We start from the raw sequence: 15,367 nt of genomic DNA, 5'->3' as shown, positions 1-15,367 counted from the left end.
TGGCGTGATCCAGCCTAAGCTCGGAGTCATGGATGTCACTGTCAAGGACAACCCGGCGCAGCACCGCTTCGAGCTGCTGACGGAGGAGGGCGAGGTGGCGGGCTTCGCCACCTATCGCGAGCGCGACGGCGTCACGGTCGTGGTGCACAGCGAGGTCGACCGCGCCCACCGCGGCGAGGGCCTGGGCAACAGGCTCGCCCAGGGCACGCTCGACCTGCTCAAGGAGCGCGGGGCCAAGGTCTCGCCCGCGTGCCCGTTCTTCGCCCACTACGTCACCGAGCACCACGACTACGACGCCATCCTGGTGGATTAGGCCGCCTTGAGGAGCTCGTGCTCCAGGACGACGCTGACGGCGAGGGTCTTGTAGCCGACGCTGTCGAAGAGGACGGTCATCTTGTCCTCCTCGTAGCCCATCACCATGCCCTCGCCCCACTCGCCGTGGCTGACCTTGCTGTGGATCGCGAAGGGCTCGTCGCCCGTGCTCTCCTCGACCTCTTCGGCCACGCCCTCGGCGCAGTTGTCGCAGTGGCCGCAGACCTTGGTGACGTCCTCGCCGAAGTAGGAGAGGAGGGTCTGCGTACGGCAGGCGTTGGTCTCGGCGAAGGCGCGCATCATGTCGGTGCGCGACTTCTGGACGGTCTGCTGCCGCTCGTGCAGCTCGACCGCGAGCGTGGCCGCCCGGTCCGGCCGCGGGGCGTACCGCGGAACCGTCCACTTGCTCCCGTCGCCGGCCCGCGCCGCGCCGACCTGTTCGAGCAGGGCGAGGAACTGGCCGAGCTTGCGGGGGCCGAGGCCGGTCTTCTCCTTGAGCGCCGTCTTGGTGGTGGGCCCGGCGCGCAGGGCGGCGGCCAGCTCCTTGAGCTCGGTCTCGTCGGGGCTGCCGCCGGCGAAGAAGCGCTGGATGCCCTCGTCCTCGGCACGCCACAGCAGCAGGGCGCGGCCCGGCTCGCCGTCGCGGCCCATCCGGCCGACCTCCTGGAAGTAGCTGTCCGGGGAGTCGGGCAGGGCGACGTGGGCCACCCAGCGGATGTTCGGCTTGTCGATGCCCATGCCGAACGCCGACGTGGCGACCATGATGTCGATCTTGTCGGCGGAGAAGTCCTCGTGCCGCTGCTCGCGCTCGCCCTTGCTCATGCCGCCGTGGTAGTACTCCGCCGGGTAGCCGGCCTCGCTCAGCCGGGCAGCCAGCTCCTCGGCGGACTTGCGGGTGGCGACGTAGATGATGCCGGGCCGGTTGGTCTCGTCGAGCAGGTTGGTCAGCCGGCGCCAGCGGTAGTTCTCGTCGGGGCAGTGGGCGACCTCGAGGAAGAGGTTCTCGCGGTCCAGCCCCGAGACGTGGATCTCCGGGTTCTTCAGCCCCAGCCGCTCGATGATGTCGTCGCGCACCGGCGGCGACGCTGTGGCGGTCAGCGCCAGGACGGGCGGGCGGCCGATGCCCTTGATGAGCTGCCCGAGCTGCAGGAAGTCCGGGCGGAAGTCGTGGCCCCAGGCCGAGATGCAGTGCGCCTCGTCCACCGCCACGAGGCCGGGGCGCAGGGCGCGTACCTCGGACATGCGCTCGGGATCGCTGAGCTGCTCCGGCGTGATGAAGAGGAACTCCGCACGGCCCTCGCGGATCTCCTGGATCGCCTCGCGCTGCTGGGCGGGCGTCTCGGCCGAGCTCACCCGCACCGCGCGGACGGCCGGGTCGTCGTACGCGTTGAGCGCGGCAATCTGGTCCTGCTGCAGCGCGAGCAGCGGGGAGATCACCACCGTGGGGCCGGGCAGCAGGACCGCCGGGATCTGGTAGATCGCCGACTTGCCGGCCCCGGTGGGCAGGACGACCAGCGCATCACGGCGGCGCAGGACCGCTCGCATGGGCTTGAACTGGCCGGGGCGCAGGGAGGGCCAGCCGAAGTGCTTGCGCGCCACTTTGCGCAGCCGGGGCCCATAGATCGGGAGCTTCATCGAGCGCCCATTCTGCCCCGGCCACTCCCGCACCAAACGCTCAGGCATGCTTGGGCAAGATCTCGCTGGCATAGAGATCACAGAGGCCCTGCCAGTTGGGGCCGGTGTTGGCGACGTACACCTCGTCGAAGCCCGCGTCCTCGTACTGCTTGAGCTGCTCGAGGTGCGGCTCCACGGCGTTGCCGCAGACGAAGGCCTCCTTGATCATGTCCTGGGTGACCAGCTGCGACGCCTGCTCGAAGTGCTTGGGCGACGGCAGGACCTGGGAGAGCTCACCGGGCACGCCGGCGTTCGGCCACTTCTCGTACGCGATCCGGGCCCCCTCCTCCTCGGTGGGCGCGAAGGCGGCCTTGAACCCCGCCTGCGCCGTCCGGTCCCCGCCGCCCTGCGAGCGGAACTGCTGGACCAGGTCGCCGTCGGGCATCGTGCTCACGTAGCCCTCGCCGATCCGGGCCGCGACCTCGACCGCCTTGGGCCCGAACCCGGAGATGAGAATCTCCACCGGCGACGAGGGCAGCGTGTAGACGCGGGCGTTCTCGACGGTGTAGTGCTTTCCCCGGTACGAGACGACGCCGCCCTTCCACAGCTCGCGCATGATCTCGACGGCCTCCTCCAGCATCTCCAGCCGCACGTCGGCCTCGGGCCACGCGTCGCCGAAGATGTGCTCGTTGAGGGCCTCGCCCGTGCCGATGCCGAGCCGGAACTTCCCGTTCGTGAGCACCGCGCTGGTGGCCGCCGCCTGGGCGATCACGGCCGGGTGGATGCGGACGGTCGGGCACGTCACCGCCGTGGTGATCGGCAGGCTGGTCGCCTGGCTGAGCGCGCCGATCATGCCCCAGACGAAGGCGCTCTGGCCCTGGGCGTCGACCCACGGGTGATAGTGGTCCGAGATCCACAGCCCGGAGAAGCCGGCCTGCTCGGCGGCCTTGGCCTGCGCGATCAGCTCGGCGGGCGTGTACTCCTCGCAGGACAGGAAGTATCCGATTTTCATGCCGACCGGATACCCCCGAGGTCACTTCCGGAACATGCGCTTTATCGCCCAGATCAGGAAGATCGCGGCCAGGGCGACCCCCAGCAGCCGCACGGCATGAACCTCGGACCAATCGACCCCGGAAGCAGCTTCCACCACGGAACGCACCTTACCCGTCCCAGAAATAGGAAGGTTTGTTGACTATACCGGGTAAGTGGGAGACCATCGGTCACCGAAGGGAGACGTGTCCTCGGGGGAGGCCGCGTCACGAAGTCCACCGGAGGTCTCCGACGTCATGCCGAATCCTGACGAGTTGTCCCAATTAGCCGCGGCGGTGCTGCAGCCCGGGTTCGAGGGCACGACGGTGCCCGGCTGGGTGCGCCGGTGGCTCGGGGAGGGTCTGGGCGGCGTGGCACTCTTCGCGCGCAACGTCGAGCACCCGGCCCAGGTCGCGGCGCTGACCGCCCAGCTGCGCGCCGAGCGCCCCGATGTCGTCGTGGCCATCGACGAGGAGGCCGGCGACGTCACCCGCTTCGAGTCGCGCCAGGGCAGCTCGCGCCCCGGCAACCTGGGCCTGGGCAGCATCGACGACGTCGAGCTGACCGGCGCCGTGGCCCGCGACCTGGGCCTCGACCTCGCCCACGCGGGCATCACGCTCGACTACGCGCCCGACACCGACGTCAACAACAACCCCGACAACCCCATCATCGGCGTACGCGCCTTCGGGGCCGACCCCGCCCTGGTGGCCCGGCACGGCGCCGCGTGGATCCGGGGCCTGCAGGACGCCGGCGTCGCCGCGTGCGCCAAGCACTTCCCGGGTCACGGGGACACGGCCGTCGACTCGCACCACGACGTCCCGGTCATCGGCCACGACCTGGCCCGCCTGCGCGAGGTGGAGCTGGTCCCGTTCCAGGCCGCCGTCGCCGCCGGGGTCCGCTCGATCATGACCGGTCACCTGATCGTCCCGGCCCTCGACCCGGAGCTGCCCGCCACCCTGAGCCGCCGCATCCTCACCGGTCTGCTGCGCGAGGAGCTCGGCTTCACCGGCCTGATCGTCACCGACGGCATCGAGATGCAGGGCGTCCGCCGCAAGTACGGCCTCGAGGGCGCCACCGTCCGCGCCCTCGCCGCCGGCGCCGACGCGATCTGCGTGGGCGGCGACCACGCCGACGAGCACACCGCCATCCGCCTGCGCGACGCGATCGTGGCCGCCGTCCGCTCGGGCGAGCTGCCCGAGGAGCGCCTGCGCGACGCCGCCGCCCGGGTCCACGAGCTGGCCGCCTGGACCGTCGAGACGCAGACCCGGATCGGCGCCCGCGCCGTGGCCGACGCGGCCGGCACCACGGTCGTGGGCCCGTCCGCCATCGGCCGCGCCGCCGCCCGCCGCGCCCTCAAGGCGACGACCTCGGCGGACGCACCGCTGCTCCCCCTGCGCACCCCGGCCCACGTGGTCGAGTTCGCCCCGCCGCGCAACATCGCCATCGGCGCCGAGACCCCGTGGGGCGTCGGCGCGCCGCTGAGCCGGCTGCTGCCGGGCACCACGTCGGTCCGCCTCGGCGCCGACGACCTGGCCGGCGTCTCGGACCCGGCCGCCCCCGTGCTCGCCGGCGCCGCGGGACGTCCCCTGGTCCTGGTCGTCCGGGACGCGCACCGGCACCCGTGGATCGCGGACGCGCTGGCGGCCATTCTGGACGTACGCCCGGATGCGATCGTGGTCGAGATGGGCGTCCCGGTCGCCGTCAGCGGCGGCCTGCACCTGGCCACGCACGGCGCGACCAGTGCCTGCGGCGAGGCGGCGGCCGAGCTCCTGGCGGGCGCCGCGGTCCCCGAGCCGGCGGAACAGGCCCTGGCGGCCTGACGGTCCAGCTGTCGCCGTCATCGCCCCATGACACCCGAGCCCTGACGGACGGCCGGGTCCGCCACGCGGGCCCGGCCGGTGCAGCCGGCGCCGCGGGGCAGGGCCGGGCGCGCAGGGCCACGCTCGCGGGCAGCCGGGGATCAGAAGGGGAAGACGCCGTTCTCGTCCTGCAGGGTGCCGGTCGGGCCGTCCGCCCCGAGCGTGGCCAGCCGGACGACGACCGCGGCGCTCTCCTCGACCGGACGCCCGACGCCGTAGGCGGCCGTCAGGTCGGTGGCGGTCGGTCCCGGCTCGAGCGCGTTGAACCTGATGCCCGGGTGCGCCTTGGCGTACTGGACGGTGAGCATGGTGGCCGCCGCCTTCGACGCCGCGTAGATCGCGAGCGGCAGGCCGTACTCCCCGCGCCAGGGGTTGGTCACCGCCCAGAAGGACCCCAGGCTGCTCGACACGGTGACCACCGCGGGGTCGGGCGACTTGCGCAGGAGCGGCAGCGCGGCCTCGGTGACCCGCAGGACGCCCACCGCGTTGGTGTCGAAGGCCCGCAGCGCGGTGGGCCCGTCGAGAGCGCCGTCGGCGAGGATGCCGGCATTGTTGATGAGGACGTCGAGCCGGCCCTCGGCAGCGTCGACGGTGCGCAGCGCGTCGCGCACCGAGGCGTCGTCGGTCACGTCCAGCGGCACGAACCGCGCGCCGAGCGTGGCCGCGGCCTGCTCGCCCCGCCCGGCGTCCCGGGCGCCGAGGTAGACGACGTGTCCCAGCGCCAGAAGCTGCCGGGCGGTCTCGTAGCCGATGCCCTTGTTGGCGCCGGTGATCAAGATGACTGTCATGCTCAGGACGCTAGGAACCACCGCCCGGCGCAACCAGATCCCCGTGGTGCCGGGGGCAGCCCAGGCCCCCCTCTGCGCACCGGGCGGCGAGGTCAGGTGGGTGCTCCGGGTCTTCAGCGGGGCGCCGGGATGCGGTAGTGGGCGATCTTGCGATAGAGGGTCGCCCGGCCGATGCCGAGCTCCTCGGCCGCGCGGGTCATGGTCATGCCCGGCTCGGCGAGGCAGCGGGCGATCTCGTCGCGTTCGACGGCTTCGAGGCGGGTCAGCCGCCGGGGCCCGCCGGCGCCGGTGCGCGAGCGGGCCAGCATCAGCGCGCTCGTCGCCCCCGCCGCCGCCTGGGCCAGCGCCAGCAGCAGGCCGGAGGACGCATCGGACCAGGTGGTGAGGTTGACGCTGCCGACCGGCGCCGGGTGCGCGGGATCGAGCACCGGGGCCGCCGCGCACGTGTAGCGCCGCAGGCCGGTGCAGTAGTGCTGGTCGGCGCGGACCAGGGTGGGGGCGCGGTCGGCGAGCGACAGGCCCAGGCCGTTGGTGCCGGCGTTCCTTTCCGCGTACGAGAACCCGGGCGCGAGATGCACCCGGTCCAGCGAGCGCCGGATCGTCGTGTCGGGGCAGAGCCGCGCGAGCACGAAGCCGTCCCGGTCGGCGATCATCAGTGCGACCGGCTCGTTGGCGATCGTGGCCTGGAGTCCGGCGAGCACCTCGGTGGCGCAGTCGTAGAGCAGCGACCCGGTGTCGAAGGCGTCGGTGAAGACCGGGCTGACCTCGTCGGGCGGGACGCCGTAGCGCTCGCTGCGCAGCCACGACTCCCGTACGCGTCCGGGCGCCGGCTGGTTGACCAGAGTGTCGTCCACGTGTACTCCCCGCGATGACCGCGTTACAGCCTACGCCGGGTTCCCTGGTCGCAGCATGTCTCAAGGTGAGACATGCGCATGCGTTGCCCGCATCGTGGGAGCCGCCTTAGCGTGACGAGCGTCACCCAAGGGAGGCGAACGCATGTACCGCAAGGATGGCGAGGAGTACTTCATCGTCGACGCCCACATCGCCCTGTGGGACGCCCGCCCCGAGAACCAGCGGAACATCCACGGCAAGCAGTTCATCGACTGCTTCTACGACTATCACCGCAACCTGAGCCCCGAGTCCGAGCTCTGGCCGTACGAGGACTACCTCTACTACGGCGGCGACCGGCTGATGCGCGACCTGTTCGACGACGGCTACGTGGACCACGCCATCTTCCAGCCCGCGCTGCTGGGCGAGTTCTACCGGACCGGCTTCGGGCAGACCGAGGAGGCCTGGGAGCTGACGCAGAAGCATCCGGGCAGGCTCACCTACAACCACTGCTTCGACCCGCGCAACGGCGAGGCGGGACTCGACCAGCTCCGCGCCGACGCCGAGCGGTTCGGGCTCAAGGGCGTCAAGCTCTACACGGCCGAGTGGCACGGGCAGTCGCGCGGCTACAAGCTGACCGACCCGTGGGCGTACAAGTATCTGGAAGTCGCCCGGGAGCTGGGCATCCGCACCATCCACGTGCACAAGGGGCCGACGATCCGGCCGCTGGACCGCGACGCCTTCGACGTGGCGGACGTCGACCACGTCGCCTCCGACTTCACCGACCTGACCTTCGTGGTCGAGCACTGCGGCCTGCCGCGGCTGGAGGACTTCTGCTGGATCGCGACGCAGGAGCCCAACGTGCACGCCGGGCTGGCGGTCGCCATGCCGTTCATCCACACCCGGCCGCGGTACTTCGCGCAGATCATGGGCGAGCTGCTCTACTGGCTCGGCGAGGACCGGATCATGTTCTCCAGCGACTATGCCCTGTGGACGCCGAAGTGGCTGGTCGAGCGGTTCGTCGACTTCCAGATCCCCGCGGACATGACGGAGTACGCGCCGCTGACGACCGTACAGAAGAAGAAGGTCCTCGGCCTGAACGCCGCCCGGCTCTACGACCTCGACGTGCCCGAGCGGCTCCGGTTGCCCGACGCGGGCGAGCCGCTGACGGGTCCGCGCGAGCCGGCGGCGGCGTCATGAGGGACCGGGTCTGGGCGGCGCTCGCCACGGTCGTCGACCCGGAGCTGGACCGGCCGCTGACCGAGCTCGGCTTCGTGCGGTCCGTGGCGATCGCCGGGGACGCGGTGGAGGTGCATCTGCGGCTGCCGACCTCGTTCTGCGCGCCGAACTTCGCGTGGCTGATGGTCTCCGACGCGTACGAGGCGGTGTCGGGGGTCGAGGGCGTGCGGCACGTGGTCGTGGAGCTCGACGACCACCACGACTCCGAGCTGATCAATCGCGGACTCGCCGCCGGGAAGGGCTACCGGGAGACGTTCGGGCACGAGGCGCTGGAGTCGCTGGACGAGCTGCGGGAGACGTTCCGGCGCAAGGCCTACGTCGTCGCCATGGAACGGGCGATCACCCGGCTGCTGCCCCGCGCCGTCGCCGAGCTCACCCTGGCCGACGTGCCGGACGGCGACCCCGTGCTCCGGCACCGGGCCGCGCTCGGCCTGTCGCTCGACCCGGCCGCGCCGCTGCTCACCGATCAGTACGGCGGGCCGCCCGGCCCGCTCGAGCTGCGCCGCGCCCGGTCGGTGCGGATCTCCGTCGAGGGCAACGCCCACTTCTGCCGCGGCCTGCTGGCCACCCGCTACCCGAACGAGGTGCTCGCATGAGAGCTGTCCGAGTGACCGGCTACCACTCGCCGTTGCAGCTGGAGGACGTGCCGGAGCCGGCGATCGAAGGGCCGCACGACGTGATCGTCAAGGTCGGCGGCGCCGGCGTCTGCCGCACCGATCTGCACATCCTCGAAGGACAATGGGCGGAGAAGTCCGGCGTCACGCTGCCCTACACGATCGGGCACGAGAACGCCGGCTGGGTCGCCGCGGTCGGCAGCGCGGTCACCAACGTGGCCGAGGGCGACAAGGTGATCCTGCACCCGCTGATCACTTGCGGACTGTGCCGGGCCTGCCGCGACGGCGACGACGTGCACTGCGAGGTGTCCCTGTTCCCCGGGATCGACACCGACGGCGGGTACGCCGAGTATCTGCGCACCTCGGCCCGCAGCGTCGTGAAGATCGACGACCGGCTCGAACCGGCCGACGTCGCCGCGCTGGCCGACGCGGGGCTGACGGCCTATCACGCGGTGGCCAAGGCCGCCCGGCGGTTGCGCCCCGGCGACACGTGCGTGCTCATCGGCGCCGGCGGGCTCGGCCACATCGGCATCCAGGTGCTCGCCGCGCTGTCGCCCGCCGAGATCGTCGTCGTCGACCGCAACCCCGACGCGGTCAAGCTCGCCCTGGAGATCGGCGCCCGGCACGGCATCGTCGCCGCGGGCACCCAGATCGACCAGGTACGCGAGCTGACCGGCGGGCACGGCGCCGAGGTCGTCATCGACTTCGTCGGCGAGGGCGGCTCGACGGCCGAGGGGCTGGCGATGACCCGGCGGGCCGGCGACTATCACGTGGTCGGCTACGGCGAGAACATCGACGTGCCCACGATCGACCTCATCTCCGCCGAGATCAGCATCGTCGGCAACCTGGTGGGCTCGTACAACGACCTGGCCGCCCTCATGGCCCTCGCCGCCCAGGGCAAGGTCACCCTGCACACCCAGAAGTACGCCCTCGACAACGTCCAGGAGGCGATCGACGACCTGGCCGCCGGGCGGGTCCGGGGCCGCGCGATCCTGACGCCCTGACCGCTCCCCGGCCGACACCTCCCCGCCCTAGGCCTGACCGACCGCCGCCGCGCCCTCCCCCGCCGCCGCACGCCGCTTCGCCGCCTCCGCATGCCGTCCCGCCGCCGTCGCCTCCGCATGCGGTCCCGCCGCCGTGGCCTCCGCATGCGGTCCCGCCGCCGCCGTCGTGGCATGCCGCGTCGCCGCGCGGGGCGGTGCTGTCGCCTTCGCAGCCGCGTGGGCGGGGAGGGTCGCGGAGGCCAGGAGCGTCAGCTTCCCCGCGGCGTCCGACCCCGCATCGGGGTGATAGACGATCAGCTTCAGGCCCTCGGCCCCGCCGATGGTCAGCTGCTCGCGATTGAGGACCAGCTCCCCGACCTGCGGATGATCGAGACGGATCGGGCTCCCGCGGTGGCCGCGCACCTCGTGACGCGCCCACAGCCGGCGGAACCGCGGGCTCCCCACGGACAGCTCCCCGGTGAGCTCGATGAAGCGCGGGTCGCCGGTGTCGCTGCCGACCGCCTGCCGCAGGTTGGCGACGAAGCACTCCGTGACGGTCTCCCAGTCGGGGTGCAACGCTTGCTGGGCCGGGTCCAGGAAGAGGTCCCGCAGCTGGTTGCCGCCCTCGACGAGGCCGGGCGAGAGCGCCCGGGCCAGGTCGTTGGCGGCCAGGATGTCGAAGTAGCGGTCCTCCAGGAAGGCCGGCTGGACCAGCGAGCCCATCAGGTTGAGCGCCGAGGGCGGTGCGGCCTGCCGCCGGGCGCGCGGCTGGAACTCGCACGCCAGGGCCATGAGGTGCGCGAGGTGCTCCCCGTCGAGGTGCAGCACGCGGCCGAGCGCCTCGAGCACCTGCACCGACGGGTTGCGGTTGCGGCCGCGCTCCAGCCGTAGGTAGTAGTCCGCGCTGATGCCGGCCAGCATGGCGACCTCCTCGCGGCGCAGCCCCGGCGTCCGCCGCACGCCGGCGTCGGGGAGGCCCGCCTGTTGCGGCGTCACCAGCTCGCGCCGGGCCCGGAGGAAGGCGCCCAGCGCGTTCGTCGTCTCACCCACCAGTCCAGCGTAGGTCGGCGTCCGGCGGGCAGAGGGGGTCCTGTCAGGCCCCCCGCCGGCCGGGCCCTCAGGTCCCCGCGAGCACGGCCAGGCGCAGCTTGGTCTCGTCGGCGGACTCCGGGACGGTGCTCATGACGACGATCTTGAGGTCGGCCTCGCCGTCGGTCAGCACGTCGCAGTCGACGACGATCGGGCCGACGCCGGGGTGGTCGACGATCTTCCGGTCGTTGTAGTGCATGCCGACCGCGCCGGCCGCCCACAGCTCGGCGAAGCGCGGGCTGCCCGCGGTCAGCTCGGCGAGCAGCGTGGCGAGGCGGCTGCTGGCCGGGAAGCGGCCGGTCGCCCGGCGCAGGTCGGCCACGAGCGCGGCCTCCGGCGAGCCGGCGACCAGGGACGTCACGGCGTGCCGGGTGAGCCGCGGGCCGTCGGGGAGGAAGGTGTCGCGGACGAAGTTGCGCCGCGGCGGCGGCACGGCGAGCGGGTCGCCGCAGAGGGCCGCCCAGGTCGGGTTCCACCAGAGCAGCTGCCAGTCGGCGGCGAAGACGGCCACCGCGGCGTCGCTGAGGCGCCGGACCACCCGCTGGACGCTGGCCGGGATGTGGTCGCTGATCTCGCCGGCGCCCGGGGCGTGCAGCCCGGCGAGCCGGTAGAGGTGGTCGCGCTCGGCGGCGTCCAGCTGCAGCGCCCGGGCGAGGGCGGCGACCACCTGCGCGGACGGCCTGGTGAAGCGGCCCTGCTCCAGCCGGACGAGGTAGTCGACGGAAATGCCGGCCAGCTCGGCGAGGTCCTCGCGGCGCAGGCCCTTCGCCCGGCGGGTGCGCCCGGACGGCAGCCCGAGCGCCGCGGGGCTCATGCGGTCGCGCCAGGCGCGCAGGGTGGTGCCGAGCTCGGTCATGTCCGCGATTGTCGCGCGCCGGGGGGCGTACCAGGGTGGTAGTGCCTTTCCCTGGCCGGCCGCCCGGCCGCGGGGCAGCGTGGAGGCATGACCACGACGTTCATCACCGGGGCCTACAAGAGCCTCGGCTACGAGACCGCCCGCCGCCTGATCGAGGCGGGCCACACGGTGCTGCTGGGCGCCCGGGACGAGCAGGCCGGCCGGGCCGCGGCCGGGAAGCTGGGCGCGCGCTTCGTGCGGATCGACGTGACCGACGACGCCTCGGTCGCGGCCGCCGCCGCGGACGTCCAGGCCCACGAGGGTACGGTCGACGTGCTGATCAACAACGCGGGCGTGCACGGCCCGGCGGGCGACCCCAGCGGGCTGACCGGCGCCGACGTGCTCGCCGTCATGGACGTCAACGTGGCGGGCGTGGTCCGCACGACGAACGCGTTCCTGCCGCTGCTGCGCCGCTCCGCCGACCCCGTCGTCGTCAACGTGACCAGCGGCATGGGCTCGCTGGAGGCCACCCACGACCCGGCGCGGCCGGAGTCGACCTATCTCGCCCCGGTCTACACGGCGTCGAAGGCGGCGCTGACCATGCTCACCACCCAGTACGCCAAGGCGTTCCCGGACATCCGGATCAACGCGGCGGACCCGGGCTACACGGCGACCGATTTCAACGGCCACTCCGGCCCGCAGACGGTCACCGAGGGCACCGACGCGGTCGTCAAGCTGGCCACCGAGGGCCCGGGCCACAGGTCGGGCCGCCTGGTCGACCGGCACGAGGAGATCAGCTGGTCGTGACCGCTCCGGCCGCTGCCCGGCGCCCGGCGAGCACGGTCGTCACCCACACCGCGGCGAGCGCCAGCCCGAGCACGGTCAGCGGCCGGAAGTAGAGCGCACCGAAGGGCTCCCACGGCAGCGGCACCGGACCCGTCCCGCCGAACCCCGCGACGTCCCGCGCGACATTGACGATCGCCAGCAGCGTCGCGGGGGTCAGCATGACGAGTCCCGCCGCGCCCAGCGCCCACCGCGGGCCGGCGGGCCGGCGCGCCACGAACCACCCCAGCACGGCGCCGGCCACCGCGAGCAGCAGCGACAGCACCAGCGCCGCCGGCGGCTCCGCCCGCTCCACCCGGGCCCAGCCCGAACTCCATCTGTCGGTGGCCACCACCACCATCCGCCAGTCGCCCCGCGCCGCGGTCAGCTCCGACCCCGGCGCGCCGCCCAGCTCGGTCGCCGTCACCTCGCCGGTGCGCCAGCCCGCCGCCCGCAGCCGCTCCCGCACCGGCACGAGGTCGGTGACCGGCTGCGGGAACGGGATGTCGACGAACCCGGCGCCCCACTCCTCCGCGCCCCCGACGATCTCGGCGCTCGGGTCGCCGGACTCCGCGGTGTGCTCGCTGCCGGAGAGATGCGTCCTCCGCGTGAACTCGGTGGCCGGCACGCCCGGCGTCAGCGCCCCGGCCAGCTCGGTGGCCTCCGCGATGGTGGGCAGGTCACCGGCCTGCTGCCAGCCCAGCCAGGCGCCGAGCATCGCGCCGAGCGCCGCCAGCACCGACGAGATCCACACTGTACGGACGATCTTCTTCACCCCGGTAGTGTGCGGCACGCCCGGCGGCGGGCCTCCCCGGACGGGCTGTTCCGGGCCGGCGGGCGGGGTCGCGGGTTTGCGACCGGCGCCGGGCGGTTAGATCGGGGGCGCGACCGTCGCGGCCGCGCGGTGGTTCGTGGGCGCGACCTGAGGAGTGAGGATTGCTGTGACGGACGAACCGTTGTACGCCCAGTTCGGCTTCACCGACGCCGAGTGGGGGCTGCTCGTCGGCCTGCCGCAGGCCGTACTGACCGCCGCGAGCGTGGCCGAGCACGACAGCGCGCGCAAGACGCGGCAGGAGGCGCAGGCCGGGCTGGACGAGATCTCGGACGCCCGGGCGTCGGCGAGCCCACTGGTCACCGCCGTGGCCAAGGCGGTGCTGGCGGCGACCGGCGACCCCGACCGGGGCGAGGAGCTGCCCGTGATCGAGCCGGCCGACCCGGTCGGCTACGCGCAGGACGTCATCACCCGGGCCGCCGAGGCCAACGCGCTACTGGCGGCGAAGGCCACCGCGGCCGACGCGGAGACCTACAAGCACTGGCTGGTGGAGATCGCGGAGAGCGTGGTCGGCGCGGCGTCGAGCGGCGGCGTGCTCGGCATCGGCGGCGACCAGGTCACCGACTCGGAGCGGGCCTTCCGCGACGAGCTGGCCAAGGCCCTGGCGGACTGACGCCGCGGGCCCGGGCTTTCCCGCCCGGGCCCGCTTCAGAGCAGGCTGCGCTCGTAGGCTGCGGCCACTGCCGCGGCGCGGTCGCGGACACCCAGCTTCGCGTACGCATGGAGCAGGTGGGTCTTCACGGTCGCCTCGCTGATGAAGAGCTGCCGCGCCGCCTCCCGGTTCGAGCAGCCCCGCGCGATCAGCCGCAGCACTTCGAGCTCGCGCTGGCTGAGCGGCTCCTTGGCCGGCGCCCGCAGCTCGCCCATCAGCCGTCCCGCCACGGCCGGCGAGAGCACCGACTCGCCACGATGGGCCGCGGTCACCGCCCGGAACAGCTCCGCCCGCGGCGTGTCCTTGAGCAGGTAGCCGGTCGCGCCGGCGCGGATGGCGGGCAGGACGTCGCTGTCCGTGTCGTACGTGGTCAGGACCAGCACCCGGGCCCGGAAGCCCTGGTCACGCAGGGCCTTGATCGCGGTCACCCCGTCCATGCCGGGCATCCGCAGGTCCATGAGCACCACGTCGGGATCGACCGCGCGCGCCACGGCAAGGGCCTCGGCGCCGTCGGCGGCCTCGCCCAGCACCGCGAAGCGGTCGTCGCCCGCGAACATCCCGCGCAGCCCGTCCCGCACCACCGGATGATCGTCGACGACGATCAGCTTGATCATGCGGCGGCTCCCAGGGGGATCGCGGGCACGCAGGCCGAGACGGCGGTGCCCGCGCCCGGCTCGGACTCGATCTCCAGCGAGCCCGCGACGCGGTGGAGCCGGTCGCGCATGGCGGTGAGGCCGTAGCCGCCGGCGTCCGTACGCTCGCGCGGGGCCGCCGGGTCGAAGCCGGCGCCGTCGTCCCGGACGTCCAGGGTCACGAGCTCCTCCATGTAGGACAGCGTGAGCGCCACCCGGCCCGCCGCGGCGTGCCGGGCGACGTTGGCGAGGGCCTCCTGCGCGGTACGCAGCAGGGTCGCCTCGATCTCGGGCAGCAGCGCCCGCGGCGTGCCCGTCGTGATCAGCTCGGCGGCCACCCGCTGCCGCCGGCTCCAGTCCGCGGCGATCCGGACGAGCGCGTCCGGCAACGTCGCGGCGTCCAGGGGCCGGGGGCGCAGGGCGTACACCGAGCGGCGGGCCTCGGTGAGGCTGTCGCGGGCCAGGTGCCGCGCCGCGGTCAGGTGGCGCCGCTGATCCGCGGGCCGGTCCGCGGCCTGCTCGGCGGCCTCCAGCTGGGTGACGATGCCGGTCAGCCCCTGCGCCAGCACGTCGTGGATCTCGCCGGCCAGCCGCTGCCGCTCGTCCAGGATCCCGGCCTCGCGGGCCTGGACGAGCAGCTGGGCGTGCAGGCCCGCGTTCTCCTCCAGGGCGGCCTCGAGCTTGCGGTTGGCCTCGGCCAGCTGTGCCACCATCGCGGCGCGGCGGTGGTGTGCGGCGTTGGTGAGGCTGCCCAGCAGGGTCATCGCCATCCCGATGCCGATGTTGAAGGCCAGCACCACGGCCAGCGCCGGGTACTCCTCCGGGCGGGTGAAGACGCCGAAGCCGTTCATCTGCGAGACCGCCGTGCAGAAGCCGATGCCGGCCGCGCCGAGCAGCTGCCAGCGGCCGTCGAGGGCGTACATGAGCACGAGGTAGCCGGTCCAGGCGGAGAAGCCGTACAGCGGGTTGGTCCAGACCAGCACCGCGCTCAGCGCGACCAGGCCGGCGAAGAAGAACCCCATCAGACGCCGCCGGGCCTCCCACCGCGGGTGCAGCGTGACGAACCAGAGGATCCAGCACGCCGTCACCACCGCGACGGCCACTGACACGCCGAGCGGCTGCCGGTCGAGGTCCGGGTCGTCGCGCGTGACGACCACGAACACCGTGGCACCCGCCAGCGCGAGGTAGGGCATCAGCCGCAGGAACCGGTCCAGCCGCTGCCGGACGGCGTCCATGTCG

16 protein-coding genes are annotated in these 15,367 nt (G+C 73.3%); 7 read left to right on the top strand and 9 right to left on the bottom strand.

The window, feature by feature from the left end:
* Positions 1–28: 28 nt before the first annotated feature.
* Positions 29–313 (top strand): GNAT family N-acetyltransferase, encoded by a 285-nt coding sequence (locus RBH18_RS11170; RefSeq protein WP_306206534.1) that lies wholly within the window; start codon positions 29–31, stop codon positions 311–313.
* Here the strand turns inward: RBH18_RS11170 and RBH18_RS11165 are convergent.
* Positions 310–1,947: a RecQ family ATP-dependent DNA helicase gene (locus RBH18_RS11165; protein ID WP_306206532.1), complete on the bottom strand. Its 1,638-nt coding sequence runs from the start codon at positions 1,945–1,947 to the stop codon at positions 310–312. The two genes, RBH18_RS11170 and RBH18_RS11165, sit on opposite strands and share 4 nt — an antisense overlap.
* A 40-nt stretch (positions 1,948–1,987) precedes the next feature.
* On the bottom strand, positions 1,988–2,938 hold the full coding sequence (locus tag RBH18_RS11160) for a TIGR03557 family F420-dependent LLM class oxidoreductase (protein ID WP_306206531.1): 951 nt from the start codon (positions 2,936–2,938) through the stop codon (positions 1,988–1,990).
* A gap of 274 nt (positions 2,939–3,212) precedes the next feature.
* Here RBH18_RS11160 and RBH18_RS11155 point away from each other — a divergent pair, with 274 nt between their 5' ends.
* Positions 3,213–4,775, top strand: coding sequence for a glycoside hydrolase family 3 protein (locus RBH18_RS11155; RefSeq protein ID WP_306206529.1), 1,563 nt, complete (start codon positions 3,213–3,215; stop codon positions 4,773–4,775).
* A 140-nt stretch (positions 4,776–4,915) separates the two neighbouring features.
* Here the strand turns inward: RBH18_RS11155 and RBH18_RS11150 are convergent, their stop codons facing one another.
* The gene (locus tag RBH18_RS11150; protein WP_306206527.1) at positions 4,916–5,602 is read right to left on the bottom strand and encodes an SDR family NAD(P)-dependent oxidoreductase; all 687 of its coding nucleotides are present in this window, start codon (positions 5,600–5,602) and stop codon (positions 4,916–4,918) included.
* A gap of 113 nt (positions 5,603–5,715) precedes the next feature.
* The gene (locus RBH18_RS11145; RefSeq protein ID WP_306206525.1) at positions 5,716–6,456 is read right to left on the bottom strand and encodes a helix-turn-helix domain-containing protein; all 741 of its coding nucleotides are present in this window, start codon (positions 6,454–6,456) and stop codon (positions 5,716–5,718) included.
* A gap of 142 nt (positions 6,457–6,598) precedes the next feature.
* Here RBH18_RS11145 and RBH18_RS11140 point away from each other — a divergent pair, with 142 nt between their 5' ends.
* From RBH18_RS11140 to RBH18_RS11130, 3 genes are read left to right on the top strand one after another with little or no spacing between them, the layout of a single operon-like run.
* Positions 6,599–7,630, top strand: a complete 1,032-nt coding sequence (locus RBH18_RS11140; RefSeq protein ID WP_306206523.1) for an amidohydrolase family protein — start codon at positions 6,599–6,601, stop codon at positions 7,628–7,630.
* The gene (locus RBH18_RS11135) at positions 7,627–8,265 is read left to right on the top strand and encodes a metal-sulfur cluster assembly factor (RefSeq protein ID WP_306206521.1); all 639 of its coding nucleotides are present in this window, start codon (positions 7,627–7,629) and stop codon (positions 8,263–8,265) included. The genes RBH18_RS11140 and RBH18_RS11135 overlap by 4 nt, the downstream gene beginning before the upstream one ends.
* Positions 8,262–9,287, top strand: coding sequence for an NAD(P)-dependent alcohol dehydrogenase (locus tag RBH18_RS11130; RefSeq protein ID WP_306206519.1), 1,026 nt, complete (start codon positions 8,262–8,264; stop codon positions 9,285–9,287). Before RBH18_RS11135 ends, RBH18_RS11130 begins: the two co-directional genes overlap by 4 nt.
* Positions 9,288–9,314: 27 nt before the next feature.
* Here RBH18_RS11130 and RBH18_RS11125 read toward each other — a convergent pair whose 3' ends face one another.
* On the bottom strand, positions 9,315–10,316 hold the full coding sequence (locus RBH18_RS11125) for a helix-turn-helix transcriptional regulator (protein WP_306206517.1): 1,002 nt from the start codon (positions 10,314–10,316) through the stop codon (positions 9,315–9,317).
* Between the two features lie 67 nt (positions 10,317–10,383).
* Entirely contained in the window at positions 10,384–11,211 is an 828-nt protein-coding gene (locus RBH18_RS11120; protein ID WP_306206515.1) for a helix-turn-helix transcriptional regulator, read from the bottom strand.
* A gap of 87 nt (positions 11,212–11,298) precedes the next feature.
* Here RBH18_RS11120 and RBH18_RS11115 point away from each other — a divergent pair, with 87 nt between their 5' ends.
* Entirely contained in the window at positions 11,299–11,997 is a 699-nt protein-coding gene (locus RBH18_RS11115) for an SDR family NAD(P)-dependent oxidoreductase (RefSeq protein WP_306206513.1), read from the top strand.
* On the opposite strand, the gene RBH18_RS11110 is transcribed toward RBH18_RS11115, so the two are convergent.
* On the bottom strand, positions 11,984–12,787 hold the full coding sequence (locus tag RBH18_RS11110) for a hypothetical protein (RefSeq protein ID WP_306206511.1): 804 nt from the start codon (positions 12,785–12,787) through the stop codon (positions 11,984–11,986). The two genes, RBH18_RS11115 and RBH18_RS11110, sit on opposite strands and share 14 nt — an antisense overlap.
* 166 nt (positions 12,788–12,953) lie before the next feature.
* Between RBH18_RS11110 and RBH18_RS11105 the strand changes: the two genes are divergently transcribed.
* Complete coding sequence (locus tag RBH18_RS11105; RefSeq protein ID WP_306206509.1) at positions 12,954–13,457, top strand: hypothetical protein; 504 nt, start codon at positions 12,954–12,956, stop codon at positions 13,455–13,457.
* Between the two features lie 35 nt (positions 13,458–13,492).
* Here the strand turns inward: RBH18_RS11105 and RBH18_RS11100 are convergent, their stop codons facing one another.
* Together RBH18_RS11100 and RBH18_RS11095 are read right to left on the bottom strand one after the other, a co-directional pair.
* A complete protein-coding gene (locus tag RBH18_RS11100) occupies positions 13,493–14,110 on the bottom strand; it encodes a response regulator (RefSeq protein ID WP_306206507.1) in 618 nt (205 codons plus the stop codon).
* Entirely contained in the window at positions 14,107–15,363 is a 1,257-nt protein-coding gene (locus tag RBH18_RS11095) for a sensor histidine kinase (protein WP_306206505.1), read from the bottom strand. The genes RBH18_RS11100 and RBH18_RS11095 overlap by 4 nt, the downstream gene beginning before the upstream one ends.
* Positions 15,364–15,367: the final 4 nt, after the last annotated feature.

The sequence above is a fragment of the Actinoplanes oryzae genome, assembly GCF_030757795.1.
Taxonomy (GTDB): domain Bacteria; phylum Actinomycetota; class Actinomycetes; order Mycobacteriales; family Micromonosporaceae; genus Actinoplanes.
The sequence above is the reverse complement of the archived record's forward strand: the minus strand, read 5'-3'. Positions and strand labels throughout refer to the sequence as shown.

Excerpts from the sequence above, each read along its gene's own strand:
- RBH18_RS11140 (WP_306206523.1), top strand. The coding sequence starts at position 6,599 with ATGTACCGCAAGGATGGCGAGGAGTACTTCATCGTCGACGCCCACATC.
- RBH18_RS11170 (WP_306206534.1), top strand. The coding sequence starts at position 29 with ATGGATGTCACTGTCAAGGACAACCCGGCGCAGCACCGCTTCGAGCTG.
- RBH18_RS11120 (WP_306206515.1), bottom strand. The coding sequence starts at position 11,211 with ATGACCGAGCTCGGCACCACCCTGCGCGCCTGGCGCGACCGCATGAGC.
- RBH18_RS11160 (WP_306206531.1), bottom strand. The coding sequence starts at position 2,938 with ATGAAAATCGGATACTTCCTGTCCTGCGAGGAGTACACGCCCGCCGAG.
- RBH18_RS11095 (WP_306206505.1), bottom strand. The coding sequence starts at position 15,363 with ATGGACGCCGTCCGGCAGCGGCTGGACCGGTTCCTGCGGCTGATGCCC.
- RBH18_RS11135 (WP_306206521.1), top strand. The coding sequence starts at position 7,627 with ATGAGGGACCGGGTCTGGGCGGCGCTCGCCACGGTCGTCGACCCGGAG.
- RBH18_RS11100 (WP_306206507.1), bottom strand. The coding sequence starts at position 14,110 with ATGATCAAGCTGATCGTCGTCGACGATCATCCGGTGGTGCGGGACGGG.
- RBH18_RS11155 (WP_306206529.1), top strand. The coding sequence starts at position 3,213 with ATGCCGAATCCTGACGAGTTGTCCCAATTAGCCGCGGCGGTGCTGCAG.
- RBH18_RS11115 (WP_306206513.1), top strand. The coding sequence starts at position 11,299 with ATGACCACGACGTTCATCACCGGGGCCTACAAGAGCCTCGGCTACGAG.
- RBH18_RS11165 (WP_306206532.1), bottom strand. The coding sequence starts at position 1,947 with ATGAAGCTCCCGATCTATGGGCCCCGGCTGCGCAAAGTGGCGCGCAAG.
- RBH18_RS11130 (WP_306206519.1), top strand. The coding sequence starts at position 8,262 with ATGAGAGCTGTCCGAGTGACCGGCTACCACTCGCCGTTGCAGCTGGAG.
- RBH18_RS11150 (WP_306206527.1), bottom strand. The coding sequence starts at position 5,602 with ATGACAGTCATCTTGATCACCGGCGCCAACAAGGGCATCGGCTACGAG.